The organism is Mucilaginibacter sediminis (assembly GCF_051903035.1).
Taxonomy (GTDB): Bacteria; Bacteroidota; Bacteroidia; order Sphingobacteriales; family Sphingobacteriaceae; genus Mucilaginibacter.
In genome coordinates this window covers 5,167,131-5,185,709 of sequence record NZ_CP170602.1, presented here as the reverse complement: position 1 = coordinate 5,185,709, position 18,579 = coordinate 5,167,131, and the positions used below count along the sequence as shown (strand labels likewise).

Annotated in this window: 14 protein-coding genes; 4 read left to right on the top strand and 10 right to left on the bottom strand. The window is 43.8% G+C overall.

Annotated features, from left to right (window positions below; translation table 11 throughout):
• Positions 1-111: 111 nt before the first annotated feature.
• Entirely contained in the window at positions 112-543 is a 432-nt protein-coding gene (locus ACFGVS_RS21450; RefSeq protein ID WP_090652134.1) for a response regulator, read from the top strand.
• A 58-nt stretch (positions 544-601) separates the two neighbouring features.
• Here ACFGVS_RS21450 and ACFGVS_RS21445 read toward each other — a convergent pair whose 3' ends face one another.
• From ACFGVS_RS21445 to ACFGVS_RS21430, 4 genes are all read right to left on the bottom strand, one after another.
• Positions 602-1,291, bottom strand: a complete 690-nt coding sequence (locus ACFGVS_RS21445; protein WP_439695519.1) for a pirin family protein — start codon at positions 1,289-1,291, stop codon at positions 602-604.
• Between the two features lie 212 nt (positions 1,292-1,503).
• Positions 1,504-2,247 (bottom strand): dioxygenase family protein, encoded by a 744-nt coding sequence (locus ACFGVS_RS21440; protein WP_274211206.1) that lies wholly within the window; start codon positions 2,245-2,247, stop codon positions 1,504-1,506.
• A 438-nt stretch (positions 2,248-2,685) separates the two neighbouring features.
• Positions 2,686-4,737 carry a M13 family metallopeptidase gene (locus ACFGVS_RS21435; RefSeq protein WP_439695518.1) on the bottom strand — a complete coding sequence of 684 codons (2,052 nt, stop codon included), beginning with the start codon at positions 4,735-4,737 and terminating at the stop codon, positions 2,686-2,688.
• A gap of 87 nt (positions 4,738-4,824) precedes the next feature.
• A complete protein-coding gene (locus ACFGVS_RS21430) occupies positions 4,825-5,067 on the bottom strand; it encodes a helix-turn-helix domain-containing protein (RefSeq protein ID WP_090652130.1) in 243 nt (80 codons plus the stop codon).
• A gap of 573 nt (positions 5,068-5,640) precedes the next feature.
• On the opposite strand from ACFGVS_RS21430, the gene ACFGVS_RS21425 reads away from it, so the two are divergent.
• The gene (locus ACFGVS_RS21425) at positions 5,641-9,063 is read left to right on the top strand and encodes a ThuA domain-containing protein (protein ID WP_439695517.1); all 3,423 of its coding nucleotides are present in this window, start codon (positions 5,641-5,643) and stop codon (positions 9,061-9,063) included.
• Positions 9,064-9,496: 433 nt separating this feature from the next.
• Here the strand turns inward: ACFGVS_RS21425 and ACFGVS_RS21420 are convergent, their stop codons facing one another.
• The 4 genes from ACFGVS_RS21420 to ACFGVS_RS21405 form a co-directional block, all read right to left on the bottom strand.
• Positions 9,497-9,979, bottom strand: coding sequence for a gliding motility lipoprotein GldH (locus tag ACFGVS_RS21420; protein ID WP_090638577.1), 483 nt, complete (start codon positions 9,977-9,979; stop codon positions 9,497-9,499).
• Between the two features lies 1 nt (position 9,980).
• Positions 9,981-11,408, bottom strand: coding sequence for a regulatory iron-sulfur-containing complex subunit RicT (gene ricT, locus ACFGVS_RS21415; protein WP_439695516.1), 1,428 nt, complete (start codon positions 11,406-11,408; stop codon positions 9,981-9,983).
• 125 nt (positions 11,409-11,533) lie between these two features.
• Complete coding sequence (locus tag ACFGVS_RS21410) at positions 11,534-12,679, bottom strand: DNA polymerase III subunit (RefSeq protein WP_274210999.1); 1,146 nt, start codon at positions 12,677-12,679, stop codon at positions 11,534-11,536.
• Positions 12,680-12,803: 124 nt separating this feature from the next.
• Entirely contained in the window at positions 12,804-13,685 is an 882-nt protein-coding gene (locus tag ACFGVS_RS21405; protein ID WP_439695515.1) for a DUF2971 domain-containing protein, read from the bottom strand.
• A 214-nt stretch (positions 13,686-13,899) separates the two neighbouring features.
• Between ACFGVS_RS21405 and ACFGVS_RS21400 the strand changes: the two genes are divergently transcribed.
• Positions 13,900-15,435: an IS1182 family transposase gene (locus tag ACFGVS_RS21400; RefSeq protein ID WP_439695514.1), complete on the top strand. Its 1,536-nt coding sequence runs from the start codon at positions 13,900-13,902 to the stop codon at positions 15,433-15,435.
• 240 nt (positions 15,436-15,675) lie between these two features.
• Entirely contained in the window at positions 15,676-16,086 is a 411-nt protein-coding gene (gene ruvX / locus ACFGVS_RS21395; protein WP_090638562.1) for a Holliday junction resolvase RuvX, read from the top strand.
• 78 nt (positions 16,087-16,164) lie between these two features.
• Here ruvX and ACFGVS_RS21390 read toward each other — a convergent pair whose 3' ends face one another.
• Positions 16,165-17,052, bottom strand: a complete 888-nt coding sequence (locus tag ACFGVS_RS21390; RefSeq protein WP_439695513.1) for a PfkB family carbohydrate kinase — start codon at positions 17,050-17,052, stop codon at positions 16,165-16,167.
• 289 nt (positions 17,053-17,341) lie between these two features.
• Entirely contained in the window at positions 17,342-18,430 is a 1,089-nt protein-coding gene (locus ACFGVS_RS21385; protein ID WP_439695512.1) for a PAS domain-containing sensor histidine kinase, read from the bottom strand.
• Positions 18,431-18,579: the final 149 nt, after the last annotated feature.

The following is an 18,579-nucleotide window of genomic DNA, read 5'->3' as shown; positions in this document are numbered from 1 at the left end:
TATCGGGTAAATATTTACCCAATAATCCCGGCATTTAAGTGCGTTGTCGGCAAAATTCGGCTTAAAAAAGCACATGTTTAAGCTGGTTCGTTTTTTGAATTGTACAATCATATGTATGATTTTAACCTGGCTTGTGTAATTGATGATGATAGTATAGCCCGCCTGATGTCGGAGATTATGATCTTTAATTATAAGATATCAAAAAAAACGATCACTTTCGAAAACGGGAAGGCCGCACTCGACTACTTTAAATTATTTAAAGATAAACCCGACATGCTACCAGAATTCATACTGCTGGATATTGATATGCCTGTACTTAACGGATGGAGGTTTATTGAACGCTTTGCACGGCTGGCACCAGACCTATCCCGAAAAGTTGTAATTTATTTAGTAAGCGCTTCCCTGGACCCTCATGATCATCACCGTGCATCCGCGCTCGAATTGGTTTCGGGTTTTATCATTAAACCGGTTAATAAAACGGCATTGGAGCAGGTTGTTAAAGCTGCGATGACCGATAAAAACATTACTTATTTTGGTAAATGATGGGCCCGCAGTGGTTAACAACTGCAGTTAACTAAAGCCGCCATGTGCCGTGCCTTACTCACCGAGGGGCAATTTCAATCAGCATGATGATGGCATTGTTTGATAGCGCTTCCAGTTCAGTTTCATCCAAATCCCATAAAACCAACCCATCCCTGGCATGCATCAGGCGATATTGAACTTCAAACGCGCCCTCAATAACATAGGCAAACAAGGCGTTTCCCGGTTTCGAAACCCGAAGCGTAGCTTCTGCCCGACCATCAAACTGCCCCATGTAACCAATTGTATTTCCAAGCCGGAAAATTTCGGTGAGTTGGTTGCGGTTGGCAGGAAGATCGAAATTGAACAACTGGTTTGCCGCGTTTTTTGTTTTGACCCAGAGCTGCAAAAAGTTGACCAGGTCTGCTTCTGCTTTATATGGGTTATTAACCTGGAAACCCGAACGGGCCGGAAGCGCCAGTAGTTGTACCATACCTGGTTCGATCATGGTGTGATCGCCGTTGTGATCACGGCAGCCTATGGCGCCAACAATTGGAATAAGTAGAACAGCCGTTTGTTCCTGCACGCTCATTCTGATGCTTTGCGCCGCGGCCAGGGTATCATCATTTAAAACATGTAAATCGCTGAACGGCTGCTTATGGTTGTTATAATAATTGCCGAAATTAAATGTTTGATAACTGCGGTACCAATCCTGTTGGGTTAGTCCACGTTCATCTGATAAAAACATTTTTCCTTTGGATTGCGGTATCATGTAAATTTTATAACGAAGTTTAATGGCATATAAAAAGAGCTTTTGGTATATAAGCCGGCACCCTTAAACGATTGCCCAATGCTGTTACGTAAAGAAAAAACAGATGTACAAATAACGTACGGTGTTCCATATTTGAACAGGGTTTAGTTCCTCAACCTACTAACATCACACAATCGTTTTCTGGGAGCGTAACAGGATAGCCTGTTTTAAAGTTAGGCCGCAACGCCAATGCTTATCGTAAGCACATATCCGGCCGAAACACTTCCTGTAACGGTTGATAGCTCGGTGGCAAGAGAATCGCTGAACACCATATCCGCGGTATTTGCGGTATCCTGAACCCCGCGAGCCTTATAGTCAGTTGCTGTGGTATAAACGGTATTGCAAACATCTGTAGGAAATGCAATCTGCGTAATTAATAACGAAGTGCCCGACGAATTATATACATGCACATGGATATGCGGAGCCCTTGGAGAATACCAACCCGGGAAAATACTGGTAAACGTTACCAGGCCATTACTGTCGGTAGTTTGCCTTCCACGTAAAAAATGAGACGAAGTATAATCAATGGTGGCATAACCACCGCCAGGAGTATCGGTATATTCAGAATAGTAACCCAGTGAGGTACAATGCCAAATATCTACCAGGGCGCCGGTTAGCGCCGCGCAGCTACTGTTGGTATTGGTGAATGTAAGCTTAATGGTTAAAGGTACGCCTGATTGGCCATCAACAATATTACTTCTCACGTAACTTGATGGCGTAATAGTTGGGTAAGGGCCGGCTGTTTCAGAAGCCCCGGTGGTACAGGTACTACTGCTGGTTCCGCCCGTGGTTGTAGTGGTAGTTGTTGTGTCGGTAGTAGTTGTTGTGCTTTCCTTTTTGCAGGAATTGGCAAGTGGTGCGATAGCGGCAAAGCCTAATGCTGCAAGCCCGCTGGTTAAAAAAGTTTTTCTTTCCATGGTGTTAATTGATTCTTTGAGCGTGATTATTAGCTGAAAGTATTTATAACCCTGGGCTCTGGCTGAAATGTATCGTCCAATTATCGATATCTGTCGACGAATATAAAAAATGAGGGACGCCGTTGTGTGAACCGAATGCCATGTGGGCTATCATTTGTATGGTGTCCTGAAATAAGGATCTCGGTTTATATAAGCATCAGCTTTGCACTGCGGTTAATATCCATCCCGCCCGGCGAGGTTTTGGGAAACCGCTCTGCAACTTCGTTAGAAAGTATAGCCGTCGCCGGCGCTTTTCAACCACACCTTCCTGCGCAGCAGAAGTGTAGGCACAGCCTCGACGGGTGAACGCTTGCCATCATGCGATATAAGTCATAGGCTTTCCTGAGTTTCACAAAACCTTACGCTCGTAGTATGAATCGGGTTTCCTTTTCGGGTAATCTACCAAATCTTAACCCTTTTATCGGGATCCAGCCACATCTTATCGCCCTTTTTTATGCCAAAAGCTTCATAAAACTCTGGCACATCTGTAAATGGGCCATTTACGCGCATAAAGCCAGGGGCATGTTCGTTGGTTAATATCTGGCTCGATAGGGCTTCCTGCCTGTCTTGCCCCAACCAGCCAAGGGCATAACCTAAAAAGTAGCGTTGCAGCGGGGTGAAACCGTTGATGGGTTTGCCTTCTTTATATTGGTCGGTTTTTTTAAAGGCATCCAGGCCAATTACTATACCGCCCAAATCGGCAATGTTTTCGCCCTGGGTAGCTTTGCCGTTTACGTGCAGCCCGTAAATAGTATAACCGTTAAACTGGTTTATCAGCATTTGCGCACGTTGGGTAAACTTAACCGAATCTTGCGGTAGCCACCAGGCTTTTAAGTTTCCCCTGGCATCAAACTGCCTGCCTTCGTCATCGAAGCCGTGGGTCATTTCGTGGCCGATGGTGGACGCAGCGGCGTAGCCGTAAATGACGGCATCGTCAATATTCTCATCTTTAAAACCCGGAATAGCAAAAATACCCGCAGGCAGCACAATCTCGTTATTGGAAGGGTTGTAATAAGCGTTATAGGTTTGTGGTGTCATTCCCCATTCGGTACGGTCAACAGGCTTGCCCAGTTTAGATGCGTTGAACTTATGCTGCCAGTTGTTGGCGCGCATCATGTTCAACGCAAGCGGCCCGCGATCAATCTCCAGGGCCGAAAAATCTTTCCATTTATCCGGGTAACCAACCTTTGGCATTACTTTACTTAGCTTATAGTAGGCCTTTGCTTTGGTTTGCGCACTCATCCAGTCCAGCTTTTCAATATGCTCCTTAAAAGTTTCACGCATAGTTTCTACCAGTTTTACATAGCGTTCTTTTGTTTTTTCGGGAAAGTACTCTTTTACAAATATCTGCCCTAACACTTCGCCCATTACCCCGTTTTCCAGGTCGAGAATTCTTTTCCAGCGTGGTAATTGTTCCTTGCTGCCATAAAGCACCATTTCATAAAAACGAAACAGTTCCTGATCAAACGGTTTACTCAGGTATGATCCAAACGCAACAATCAGGTTTTTGCGCAGGTAGTTTTTCCAATCGGCAATGCTATAATCATGCAAAGCTTTGTTAAGGGCGCGGTAATATTCGGGTTGGCCAACAATCACGGTATCTACATCTTTATAATCCATTTTTTTGAAAGTGGTTTTCCAATCGATATCAGGCGCCAGTTCGCTTAAGCCAGCCAAGGTCATTTTGTTATAGTTATGGTAGGGGTCGCGCAGGTCTTCAAGTTTACGGCTGCTGCCGGCCAGGGCAGTTTCTAAAGCATAGGTTTGTTTGGTGGCAGCGTTTGCCGCATCTATAGGCAAGCCACTCAATCTAAAGATGGTTGGCAAATGCTTCAGCTTATAATCAGTACGGATAGCAACACTATGTGCATCAGTATTAAAGTAATAATCGCGGTTTGGCAACCCAATACCAGATTGGCCTAATTGCAGCATTATTTTATCGCTATTTTTGCTATCCTGCCCGGCATAAGTGCCTAATGGCGTAGTTACCCCTATGCCATCCAGGTGGGCAAATTCCTCAATAAGGCCTTTAATATCTTTAATGTTATCAATCTTTTTCAGTTCATCGTTAAGCGGTTCAATGCCCCGCTTTTCAATATCAGCGGTATCCATCCCGCTAAAGTAAAAATCACCTATTTTTTGTGTACTGCTGCCTTTTGGTGCATTGGCCTTAAGGGCATCTTCATTAATCTTTTTCATCCGGTTACGCAGTTCTTCCTGAACCACGTTACCTATGCCCCAGGCTGCATACGCGCCGGGTATCGGATTCTTTTTAAGCCAGGTTCCGTTGGCGTATTTAAAAAAGTCGTCGCCGGGTTTCACACTGGTATCCACGTTTTTGATCACCGGGTCATTATCGGCATAGGTTTTTGTGTTGTCTTTACAGGCCTGAAGCAGGGTAATTGTGGTAAGCCCACTTAAGAGCACGGCGGAGGTGACTTTTTTGATCATGAATTTGTTGCGGTGTATGTAAAAAAATACAGCAATTGTATTGAATAATAGAATTTAGGACAACGGTTTTATTAAAAAAGACAGCTTTTAATATATGCCCTGAAAAAAACCAGCCAGCGAAACATCAAAATAATAACAAACTTTTCGGAGCGTATCCAACCTGATATCAATTTTTCCCGACTCGAGCCGGGCAATATTAATATTGGTTTCGGTAAAGAATTTTTCCTGTGTAACCTGATTTTGCCGCCTCAAATTCTTAATCTGAAGGGCTATTTTCTTTTTAAAAGCTTCGTCAGAATTGGTAAGGTACTCAAAATCAGTAAGTAGCATAAAATTTGAATTAATTTAAAAATTGATTTTTTGCAGGGGGCTCAAAAAATAAATTGGCGTTTGATTATTAAAGTTCGTAAAAAATATTGGATTAAATAATTGTAACGCAACTATTATTTATTGCCAATGATTATAGAAATAATAAATACTGGCAATAAATTTGTTTTGAACAACTCGCCCTGCATATAATCTGTGAAAAAAAATTAAATCACCTACCTGTGAAAAACTTTTTTTGAATTCTCAGACGCCCAAGTTGAGATTTTTTGTTCTTTGTTTTGGGTTTAATCAATAGTTTAAATTAATTAGGGGAAAGGGAGCTTCCAAAAAGGCTCTCTTTTTTTGTTTTACAAATTCCCAACCGATCCGAAGTTGTACGCATTTACAAACAAACAACCCAGGATTTTATTACCCGCCATTCATGTTAAATATTGTGTCATTGTTACACAATAGGTATTGACACTTCGATATTTAATTATAAATTTGATAAGTAGCTATAGATTGTATCATTTTGTTGCAATAGCTCCTGAAACCAAGCTCTAAACACCAGTTTAACCCAAATTCATAATAGTCGATATGAAAAAAATCGCCCTGTTGGTTCTTGTAGCGCTTAGCTGCACCTACTTATCATGTAACAAAGCCAGGCCCGGAAAGCCGCGCGTGCTTGTATTTTCAAAAACCATGGGCTTTCATCATGCATCTATAGATGCAGGGATAGCCGCAATTCAAAAACTGGGAGAGCAAAACGGGTTTGACGTAGATACCACCAAAAACTCGGCGATGTTTAATGACACAACCCTTCAAAAATACGCTACAGTTATATTTCTGAGCACCACCGGCGATGTGCTCGATTATCGCCAGGAAGCTGCTTTTGAGCGCTATATCCAGGCAGGCGGCGGTTACGTAGGCATCCATGCCGCGGCCGATACAGAGTATGATTGGGGATGGTATGGCCGTCTCATGGGCGATTGGTTTTATGACCACCCCGGTATTCACGATAAAAACCCTAACGTACAGCCCGGTACCTACAACGTGGTTGATGCCGATAACGACGCCACCAGGCACCTGCCCAAAGTTTGGAAACGTACAGATGAGTTTTACAGCTTCAAAAAGGCATTGGCAGCTGATGTGCATGTTTTAATTACCCTTGACGAAAGCACCTATAAAGGTGGTAAACGTATGGGGCTGCACCCTGCTACCTGGTATCATGATTTTGACGGAGGCCGCGCTTTTTATACCGCCATGGGCCATACCGAAGAAACCTATAAAGACGATAATTACCTTAAAATGCTGACCGCCGGCATTAAATATGCCATTGGCGGAAATAAAGAACTGGACTACTCCAAAGCTAAAACCCAAACACCGCCCGAAGAGGACAGGTTTGTGAAAACTCAGCTTTCGACCGGTGAATTTTTTGAGCCAACCGAAATGACCGTACTACCCAACCTGGATATCCTGGTGATACAGCGCCGGGGCGAGATTATGCGGTATGATCACGCTACCCAAAAAGTAAAACAGGTAGGCTTTTTTGATGTATACTGGAAAACACTGCACACCCCGGGCACAAATGCCGAAGAAGGCATGCTTGGCCTGGCCAAAGACCCCGATTTTGCCAATAACAACTGGGTGTACATTTACTACAGCCCGGCCGATAGTTCGGTTAACCGCTTGTCGCGTTTTACGTTTAAGAACGATACGCTGGATAAAAAGACGGAGAAAGTGATATTGGAAGTAAAAGCCCAGCGCGAAATTTGCTGTCATACCGGTGGTTCAATAGCCTTTGGGCCGGGGCCTGATAAAATCCTGTTCTTCTCGGCAGGTGATAACTCAACCCCTTTTGATGAAAAAGGACAAAAATATGTGACCAGCGGATATGCGCCTTTGGATGACAGGCCTGGTCACCTGCAATTTGATGCCCGCCGGTCGGCAGGGAATACCAACGATTTACGCGGTAAAATTATGCGTATCAAAATTAAGGACGATGGTACTTACGATATCCCCGAAGGCAACCTTTTCCCTAAAGGCACGCCAAAAACCCGCCCCGAAATTTATGTAATGGGCGACAGGAACCCCTACAGGATCTCTGTCGATCAAAAAAACGGTAATTTATATTGGGGCGAAGTTGGCCCGGATGCGCATAACGATAGCCTGGACACCCGCGGTCCAATGGGATATGACGAAATAAACCAGGCACGCCACGCGGGTAATTTTGGCTGGCCATACTTTGTGGGCGATAACAAACCATATCATATTTATGATTACGCCACAGGCAAATCGGGCCCGCTATTTGACCCTAAGCACCCGGTAAATAATTCGCGTAACAATACAGGGTTAACCGATTTGCCACCGGCTCAGCCGGCATTTATATGGTACCCTTATGGTGCATCGGCCGATTTTCCGCAGGTCGGCACGGGCGGGCGTAACGCCATGGCAGGCCCGGTTTATTATACCGATATGTTCCCGGCAGAAACCCGTTTGCCCGATTATTATAACGGAAAGTTTTTGGCTTATGAATGGATGCGCGGCTGGATAAAAGCCGTAAGCCTTACTCCTGAAGGTGATTTTGATAAAATGGAGCCATTTTTCCCGAGCCTTAAATCAAACTCGATGATTGATATGGAAGTCGGCCCCGATGGCAGGCTGTATGGCCTGGAATATGGCAGCGGTTGGTTTACGCATAACCCCGATGCGGGTTTATTCCGGATAGATTATATTAAAGGGAACAGGCCACCGGTAATAAGCAGTGTAAAGGTTGATAAAACAACAGGTTTGTTGCCTTTCACCGTAAAATTAACGGCCCAGGCCAAAGACCCCGAAGGAGATAAAATAACCTATAGCTGGAAAATGGGCGACGGTACTACCAAAGAAACCGATGCCCCGCAACTTAGCTATACTTACACCAAGGCCGGCGATTATAAAATAAGTGTTGAAGCCAAAGATGCAGAAGGCGCGGCAAGCAAGGGCAGCCCTGTTAATGTTTATGCCGGTAACGAGCAGCCCGTTGTTTTGGTAAAACTAACTGGTGGCAATAAATCATTCTACCTGCCTGGTGTTCCGCTTAGCTATGCGGTTACCGTTACCGATGGCGCGGCAACCAGTAAGGTTGATGCAAAACGTATTATAGTTAACGTTGATTATATTGATGGCTATAAAAAGCCTGTTGAAGCATCCCAGTTGGAGCAAACAGCGCCCGAAAATACCGGTAAAACGCTTATGCTAAGTATGGATTGTAAAAGCTGTCATAAAGAGGTTGGCAAATCAATAGGCCCTGCGTTTATTGATGTAAGCAACAAGTACCAGAAAGATCCTGATGCTATGAATAAGCTAAGCCAGAAGGTTATTAAAGGCGGCGCTGGCGTTTGGGGCGAAACGGCCATGTCGGCCCATCCAAGTATCAAAAAGGGCGATCTGGAGCAGATTATTGGTTGGGTAATGTCGTTAGGAAAAGATAGTCAAAAGAAATCCTTGCCACCAACGGGCACTATCATGCCTGATCCTGGCAAAACACCATCGGCCACTTTGGTATTAACAGCTAAGTATACCGACGATGGCACCGATGCTATTAAAGCCTTAACAGGTACGGGCATAGCTACATTAAATAGCAGTAACTACCTGTTCACGGGTGCCGAAAAGACAAACGGCTTCACCGGGTTTAAGTACAACGGCATGAATTTGATGATCATTCCGCCAGGTGAAGGTTGGTTTGAGGTTGACGATATTGATCTTACCGGTGTAAAATCAGTAAACCTCACTACATTCTGGCAGGCTGCACCAACATACGGTTTCAATTTTGAACTTCATGCCGATGCGCCGGATGGTAAACTTATTGGCAAAGGCGGCATGCCAACGCCGGCAAAAGACCAAAAGGGGGGCATGGCGCATGTAACGGTTACCCCTGTAACTGATGGTAAAATGCACAAGCTGTTCTTTATTTATAAACCGGTAAAACCGGGTGCCTTAACGGCCGGTGTTACGGGCTTGATATTTAGCGCGAAATAACAGCTACGCTGCCAGCTTTTGACAGAGGCTAAAAAACAAGAAATCCCGGTAGTTAAACTTGCCGAGATTTCTTGTTTAATCGTTCGAGGTTTGAAATTTCGCGACACTGTCATCCAACGTAGTGAAGGATCTATTCACGAACTTTTCCGTCGGCTATGCATGTCGGTTAACAGATTCTTCACTCCGTTACCCATGACAAGTTTCATTTTCTGTCATGAGGAGTTACGAAGGATCTATTCGCGGACTTTTCTATCGGTCTGCACAACTGGTAGATCCTTCGTACCTAAGAATGACAGGAAAATTGGATATGTAATGGTACAAGGCATATGCTCGCAAACCTTGCAAGCTGTCATACATAGCGTAGAATAGATTTTGAACGTAACCGACCGATTGTGCAGCCTGTCCGTTGCAGACCTTGCAGGTAATGAAGCAATTACTTCACCTTCTCCACCCGTATCCCAACATCGCTCACCTCGTGCAGGGGGTTGTCGCGCATGTTTTGCTCAATCTCAAAATGGTATGTGCCCTTAACCGGAAATTTGAAACCGCTTTGAAAAGGAACCTGGTAGCTATATAAATTGCCCGACCCTTTGCCCAGCCACTGGCCATCTTTACTGGCCAGCTTCAATTCGTAACGGGTGGTTTTAATGTAGCCGTTTGGATTTTTTTGATGGATAAGTACAAACAGGTTGGAGTATTTGTAGGCATCGGTTACCCGCAGGTTAAAGTACAGGTTGTAGGCCGCTTTTTCGTCATCTATCTTACAATCAAACTTAGCCCGGTTTACGTACGACCAGTTATGATCGGCAATTTGGGTATTAGTGTCAACAATTGCGCCGGGATCGGTACAACTACCCAACAGCATGGTGATTAGTACACATGTTGCCGGGTAAAGTATTTTGATAAACCGTTTCATTTTATTGGGGCGTATTATCCTGTGGCGGGTTATTGTTATTCCGGCTTTGATTATTGGGGCGGTTTGGCCTGTGGCGCCTGTTGTTGCCGCCACCTTCGGGCCTGCTGCCGCCTTCCTGCGGCGGGCGATTACCTTGTTGCTGTGGCTTTGGCCCTTGCTGCGGGCCGTGTTGCTGCTGTGGCCTGGGCCCTTGCTGCGGGCCATGCTGTTGTTGGGGTTTTTGCCCCTGTTGCTGTGGTGTACGGTTGCCCTGGCTTTGAGGCGGTTTGTTGCCTTGCTGCGGAGGCCGGTTTCCCTTTGGCGGGCGGTTACCTTCAGGAGCACCCGCTGGGCGCTCGGCTACCGGCGTTGCGCCTTGCGGGCGTGGCTGGTTTGCAGGCCTGCCATCGGCACCACCAGGTTTTTGCTGCTGGTTACGGTTTTTACTGTTGTTGTTTTTCTTTTGGTTTTTAGCGCGGTTACGGTCGTCTAAACGGGTAAGGCTGTCTTGCCCAACTACGTTTTCGTAGTCAAGGGCTTTTATTACCTCCGTTTCTTCCATCTCCAGCTCGCCCAGGTCGGCAGGTATAATACCTTCACGGTTTTGCTGCTGAATTTCTTTAACCTTGGCTATGGGCATCGGTATCCACGCTTCCTCGCGCGGGTAGCTAAACCACATGATCTTTTTAAATATGTCGGTTTTTTGCAAACGGGCATCGCCTTTTTCGGTTTTAAGCACGTTTACATTATCGGGGATGTGCTTTAGCGCATCCATATAGGTATCCAGCTCGTAATTTAAACAGCACTTAAGCTTACCGCACTGGCCTGCCAGTTTCAGGGTATTTAACGACAGGTTTTGGTAACGGGCTGCCGAGGTTGATACCGTTTTAAAATCGGTTAACCAGGTTGAGCAGCAAAGTTCGCGGCCGCAGGAGCCAATACCGCCTAAACGGCTTGCTTCCTGGCGCATACCTATCTGGCGCATCTCGATACGGATGCGAAAGGTTTCGGCCATTTTCTTGATCAGCTCCCTGAAATCCACACGACCTTCGGCAGTGTAATAAAAAGTAGCTTTGGTTTTATCGCCCTGGTAATCCACGTCGCTCAGCTTCATGTTCAGGTTTAAATCAAGGGCCAGCTTGCGCGATTTGTGCATGGTTTCCCACTCCAGATCCTTGGCCATTTTCCATTTATCCACATCCGCAACGGTAGCACGGCGATAGATTTTTTTAACCACATCAGCCTCTTTTACATGGCGCTTGGTCATTTGCATGCGCACCAGTTCGCCGGTGATAGATACGTGGCCAATATCATAGCCGCCGGTGGTAGCTTCCACGGCAACCAAATCACCTGCTTCCAGGTAAATATTATCGTTATTGAGGTAAAATTCCTTGCGCGAACCTTTAAATTTTACTTCGATAACAGGAAAAGGTTTATAATTTGTTGGCATATCCATGTGGGATAGCCAATCGTAAACATCTAATTTGCTGCAACCGTTGGTAAGGCATGAGCCATTACTTTTGCAGCCCGCAGGTGAGCATCCGCCCCCTGTTGAGCAACTTCCACATCCCATAATTAACTTGGTATATATTGACTCCCCGAGGGGATGGTTTTTAAATTTAATATTTTTATAATCTGTAAAGATACATCTAAAAATAAAATTTTAGGGTTTGCATTTCTCTCTACGTGGTAGTGTGCTTTTTCAAGCTCGGTACTTATATATTGAGCCTTGTTAATATCAAGGACGTTGGTCATTTTTTGGGCGGTTTCCAGCTCTTTTGCCGGCAGGTGCACCAGGTTGCCGGCACCGGCCATCAACAGGCAGCACTCGCGGATAAAACTTATGCCGTAGCGTAAAAAATTCTTCTGGTTTTCGCGCCCCATCTTGGCAAAGCTATCTACAAAAGTTAAAACCTCCAGCCCCTTGTTGCTGAAACACAGGCGCAGCCATTGTACAAAAAGTTCGTGATAGCTCTTGGTATCCTGCTGCAGCATGGTAAGCGCCTCGGTTAAGTTGCCATTAGTTAGGTATGCAATTTCGCCGGCGGCATCTTCGGTTTGGTGGTGCTCGGCTATAAGGTATTCTTTTACTTCTGCCGAATGCAGGCAGGGTATTTTGATGAGCTGCGTGCGGCTCAGGATGGTATTCAATATCTGGTCCTGGTTTTGGGCCACCAATATAAACAGCGTATTGGGCTGCGGCTCTTCGATGATTTTAAGCAAGGCGTTGCCCTCTTTGTCCAAATATTCGGGCAGCCAAAGGATCAGGATCTTATAGGCCGATTCAAACGGTTTAAAGCTGAGCTTTTTAATAATCTGGTGGCACTCGGCTATATTAATATTAGCCTGTTTGTTTTCGGCATCCAGGTAGCCACGCCAGGCATCCAGGTTTAAATAGGGGTTAGCACCAAAAGCCTCGCGCCACTGCTCAATAAACGTAAGGGCAGTATCGTCTTTATGTTTAGCGAAGAATGGATACGAAAAATGGAGGTCGGGGTGCATCAGTTTATTGTACTTGCGGCATGACGAGCATATGCCGCAGGAATCATCGGGCTGCTTATCTTCGCAACTCAGGTATTGGGCATAGGCCACGGCAAGCGCCAGGCTGCCCGATCCTTCGGGGCCTAAAAACAATTGCGCATGACTTACCCGGTTCTCTGCCACCGAGTTAAGCAACCTTTGCTTTGTTGCCGCTTGTCCAACTATTTCCTTAAACTGCATTTGGTGCAAAATAAGAATTAGATTTGAGATATGAGATGTGACGGGATCAGATTTTAGATGTGACGTTAAAAGTGACAGGGGAGCGAATAAAAAAGCACTTCGAAATTTTTATGAGGCAATAACGTTAAAACTGAATTTCAAAATAGTCGGCAACGTATGAGGAAAGAGATGTTTTCGCTTGATATAATTTAATTTCCTTTTTTTGATTCTGTAGTAATTTAATAATATACTTCCGGGCTCGCATTGTCATTCTTTCACCTAAGATAATACCTTTTAACGCTGATGGCTGTATATTAAATAGTCTTGAGCCTATTTTTGTAACAACCCGATATTCTTTTTCATATTGCCAGTCCTCATGTTTTGTTAAAATGGCGCTATCGATATTATTCACAATTATTTTCGGACGTTCCTCAACATATACAACCTTTTTAAACTTGGATAACAACGGGTCGACGGAACAGTCAAAGATCAACATCACACCTTTGTGATTATCTGCATAGTTTGCCCACATAACCAATGATTTGTTATTTTGGGATAGAGACAAAACCCCTAAATTTTCTAATTTATTATTTAATCGTCCAATTGTTTTCTCTCTTGCGTATAGTAAAGAGTAATCTTCAGCCTGGCACATAGCATAAGTAACTAGTGCTTCAAAAGTGTCTTCCATTTCGTCATAAACGTACTCATAGCCCATAACGGCATGGTCGCCTAAATGCATGTATTTTTTATATACTTCGTTTATTTCTCCGGGGTGCAGGTTATAATTCCTTCGAAATTCTTCGCTGCGACAAATACCTCCAAATTTAAACAGGTATGGGTAATACTTTGTTCCAAGCCTATCTTTAGCATCCTGAATCGAGCTATCCCAGAAATTATTCGCAAAACTAATTGGATGTGTTAATTCTGCTGGATCATTTAACTGTCTCTTGTTTGGCAGAAATATTCGATTATTAACAATTATATCTTCAGTAAACTTGTTCCACGGCTTATATTTATATAAAAGCATAGTTCTATGTTTAAAGGTTAAAGTATTTTGTTTGAACAAAAAGTTTGACCAAAAGATGTCCTAAACTTTTAGCGAGAAAAATTGATAAAAAGAGGCTGTATCATAAATCATGGTGCAGCCTCTTTTATTTTTGACAAAGCGGCGCGAATTTACTTGTGAGTAATTTTGTTTAATCATCTGATTTTCATATATTTATATTATAAAAAGATGAAAGATGGCACTAAAGCGACCTGTTTTCAAGCCCTATAACCAACAGCAAGTACTGGCAATCCCCCCTACGCTGGAAGAGCTCATTCCAACGGCACATCCTGTCCGTGTTGTAAATGAGGTGATTGACAAGCTCAATATCGAACCTTTATTAGAAGCATATAACATCAGGGGCAGCTCAAGTTACCATCCGCAGATGCTGCTTAAAGTGGTAGTTTACGGCTATGTCACCAATACTTACTCCAGCCGTAAACTGGCGGCTGCCTGTAAGGAAAGCGTTTATTTCATGTGGTTGAGTTCGATGAGTTACCCTGACCATAATACGATCAACCGTTTTAGGGGCGTGCGCCTTAAAAGTGCGCTTCGCAGTGTATTTGAAGATGTGGTTAAGCTTTTGGCAGAGGAAGGGCTGCTTAGTATCGAAGAGGTCAATACCGATGGCACTAAGATCGAAGCCAATGCGAACAAATACACCTTTGTCTGGAAGAAAGCTATTGCAACTAATAAAGAGAAAATGGCCAGGCAGTTGTCCGAGATCTGGCAATATGCCCAGCGGTTAGCCGCAGATGAGGATAAGATGCCCGATCCGCCTGATTTCACTTCTATCGATAGCGGTAAGGTAAAAGCAACCGTAGAGCAGCTTAATGAAAAGCTGGCCGGTAAAGAGAACATCGACAAGAAGATCAAAGACAAGCTGAAGTACGTCACCAAGCACTATCCGGTAAACATCGCTAAATATGAACAGCAGGAAGCCATTTTGAAAGAAAGGAACAGTTATAGTAAAACAGACCCGGATGCTACTTTCATGCGCATGAAAGACGACCATATGAAAAACGGGCAGCTAAAGCCGGGTTATAATGTCCAGATATCTACTTCCAAGCAGTTCATCGTCAATTATACCATTCATTCTAATACTACAGACACGAATACATTAAGTGCTCATTTAGCGCAGCACGAAGCCAGCTTTGGCAAAGCGCCTGAAGTGCTTGTTGCCGATGCGGGGTACGGCTCCGAAGAAAACTACACCCTGCTCGAACAAAAGGGGACCGTTGCCTTTGTAAAGTATGGCATGTTTGATAAGGAACAAAACGAAAACTACAACAGCAAGCACCCTTTTGCTCCAAACAAGCTTTTTTATTACCAGGAGAAAGATTGTTATATCTGCCCGATGGGCCAGCAGATGAACTACATCGGTACAAGTACCAGGAAAACCAGCAACGGGTTTGAACAAACGGTTAAAAAGTACCAGGCGGGGAATTGTGTCAATTGCCCGCTGAACGGTGCCTGCCATAAATCAAAAGTAAACCGCATCATTGAGGTCAATGAAAACCTGAACCGGCAGAAACAAAAAGCACACGGGCTCCTGAACAGTGAAGAAGGCATAGAGCGGCGAAAAAAACGCTGTTTTGATGTAGAGCCAACTTTTGGAAACATTAAACAAAACCACGGGTTCAGGAGGTTTATGCTTCGTGGTATAGCAAAAGTCGAGATAGAATGGGGTTTAATCGCAATTGCACAAAACCTAAGAAAAAAAGCTGCCTAAAAGGCTTCTTTTTGACCAAATCCTCATAAAAAAGCGTTTGTTAAAATCTCAAATCAATACAAAATCCAGCAGTGGCGTATTAGGCATTAAATACAGAGGCCGCATCATTTGATTTATGATACGGCCTCTTGGCTTGGCACAAGTAAATATAAAAAATTGTAACTATATTTTCTCTCAAAATCTTACATCTTTACATCCAATGCATATCTCATATCTCACATCTCATATCTCACATCTATAATGAGAGTAATGGCTTTCGATTATGGTACCAAGCGCATTGGTATAGCGGTTACTGATCCTTTGCAGATTATAGCCACCGGGCTGGATACCGTGCACCCGATGTATATTGTTGATTACCTGAAAACGTATTTAAAAACCGAGCAGGTGGAGCGTTTTATTGTGGGTGAGCCCAAGCAGATGGATAATACACCATCGCAGTCGGCCATACATGTTAAAGGTTTTGTGGGGTTGCTTAAAAAAACTTTTCCCGACATCCCTATCGAAATGCTGGATGAGCGTTTTACCTCCAAAATGGCATCGGCTACCATCGCCCAAAGCGGTATGAATAAAAAAGGCCGCCAAAATAAGGAGCTGGTAGATACCATATCGGCCGTAATATTATTACAAAGCTGGATGTCAAAGGCTTATTAGAAACAGTATCAAGTAGTAAGTATTTAGTATCAAGACCGCTGCACCTTTTTTGGCAAACATAGTGTTACAGACACATTGTTAGTAAGCGTAAGTTTTTTCGCCACGGGCAATCAGGTTTAAAACATCATCCTCGGTGCCGGTAAACGGACCGGATGATTCAATTTTAAAACTTGCCATTGCTGCGGCAAACTCACCGGCTTGTTGAAAAGATGCGCCTTTTATGCGCTGGTATAGGTAACCGGCCATATAGGTATCGCCACAGCCTGTAGCATCTACAACGGCAGATGGTTTGTAGGCAGGGATATTGTAAAAAACGCCACCCGTGTAAATTACAGATCCCATACTGCCCAGGGTAAGTACAACTTCTTTAACACCCCAGTCGGCCAAAATGCGGGCACCCTCGTGAATGTCTTTACTCCCGGTGAGCACTTCAGTCTCGTGTTCGTTGGCTTTCAGTATATCGATGTATTGCAAGGCTTCGCGCTTATCGGCCCAATCTATTGGCACAACGTTTTTATCTTCAACCTTACGCAGGTAGCCCTGCACATCCAGCGATACTTTGCCGCGGCTATTTAGCTCCTTAATCAGCTCAACCGGCATGTCATCGGCAAGCAGCGGGCCTAAATGGAAAATTTGAGCATCAATTTCCTGTAATTGCTCAACAGTAAAAGGATTGGCTTTTTGCAATACACGCTGGGTACGGTGGTCTTGGTTTTCGGAGTATATATTTTCAAAATAAACGGAGAGGCCGCAGGCGCAGGCATTTACGGTAATACCCTTGGCGCGCAGTTTTTCAACAACAACCATTTCGCTTTCGGCAAGTGTTGTTACCAGCGTATAGCTAACATCCATATTGCGGATGGCATTTGAAAAGTAAAAAGAAGTGCCACCGGCCATGTGGGCAGTTACACGCGGTGTTACCACCTTATCCAACGTTATATGCCCAACGCAACAAATATCGTACATGCTGTTAATTTATTATTGTCAATACCCCACCAGTCAGGATTGAGCCGCAAAGGTATGTAATATCAATGTTTAATTAATGTAAGGTTTTCATTACCCTTGGATATAAAGCCTGTAATTGCCCATTTGTTTGTGTGCTATGAATGGTTTTGACAGAAATAACTACATTATATTAGTCAGGTAATGACGGATAGTCGTTAGTCAGAGGTCTAAGTCAAAATGAATTCAACTTTTGACTCAAGACTTAGAACTTTCGACTTAATACGGCATCAGCGGTTCCCAACTGGCCATGTTAATCTTTAAACGATATGATAAAGGTAGCCCCTTCGTTAGGTTTGCTTTCGATGGTAATTTGTCCGCCAAGGCTGGTAATATGGTTATAAACCAAATATAGCCCTATACCCTTGCTATCATGATGGTGATGAAACGTTTGGTGAAATCCAAATATTTTATCCTTCACGCGATCCATGTCGAATCCTAAACCATTATCGGCAAATATTATTTGCTTTAAACCCTTATAAATTCTAAAGCTGATATCGATAACCGGGGCAACTTCAGGGCGCGCGTATTTAATGGAATTGGTAATCAGGTTTAAAAAAACACTTTCGAGGTAAGCCTTGTTGAAATTGATAGTACAATCGCCGGCAATGCTATAGTTGATGGTAACGCCAGAATCTTGTATCAACGAACTAACCGAACGCAGAACGGTATTTAACGAGTTGTTAACATTGATATTCTCCAGGTGAACATTCAGGCTGTCTTTCTGGCTCAAAACGTCTACATAATTATTAAGCGTCTCTTTCAGGCTTTCTGAAGCCGATCTGAGCATGCCAATAAGTTCAACGGTCTCTGCGTCATGTATTTTTGAAACATCAATAAAATTAAAAACAGATAACAGGTTACTTACCGGTGACCGGAGATCATGCGATGTAGTGTAGGTAAGCTGTTTAAGGTCATCGTTTATTTGAGTCAGGCTGGTTATCAAATTGTTGCGTTCAGCCTCCTGTCTTTTCTTTTCGGTAATGTTTTTGGCTATAGCAAAAACAAGTTGTTCGCTGTCAACAGGCATCGACGTCCAGGCGAGCCAGACAACCTCTCCGCTTTTGGTTATGTAGCGGTTTTCGAAATTTAAAAGTGGGATGTCATGCCTGATGTTATCGCGCTTTTTTTCAGTTATAGTTTGATCGTCAGGATGAACAAAAAAGTTTATAGGTCTTGACAAAAGCTCCTCATTGGTATACCCCAATGTTTTTGAAACCGCCGCATTAATTCTTTTAAAGTAGCCATCATAACCGGCAATGCAGAAAAGATCAGCCGACAACTCGAAAAAACGTTCAAAATTAAAATCGGCCCCGGTATTTATCTCAAAACGATTTATCATGTAGTATACAATTGGCATAGCTGTCAAGGGGGGCAGCTATTATTGTGTTTTGGTTATACGGTAAGGAGAATGAAATAGTTTGTTTTGGAATATGAAGAATTTTCAGTTGGTTTTCAGGCTGATATTTCAAGATTGAGAAATCTCTTAAA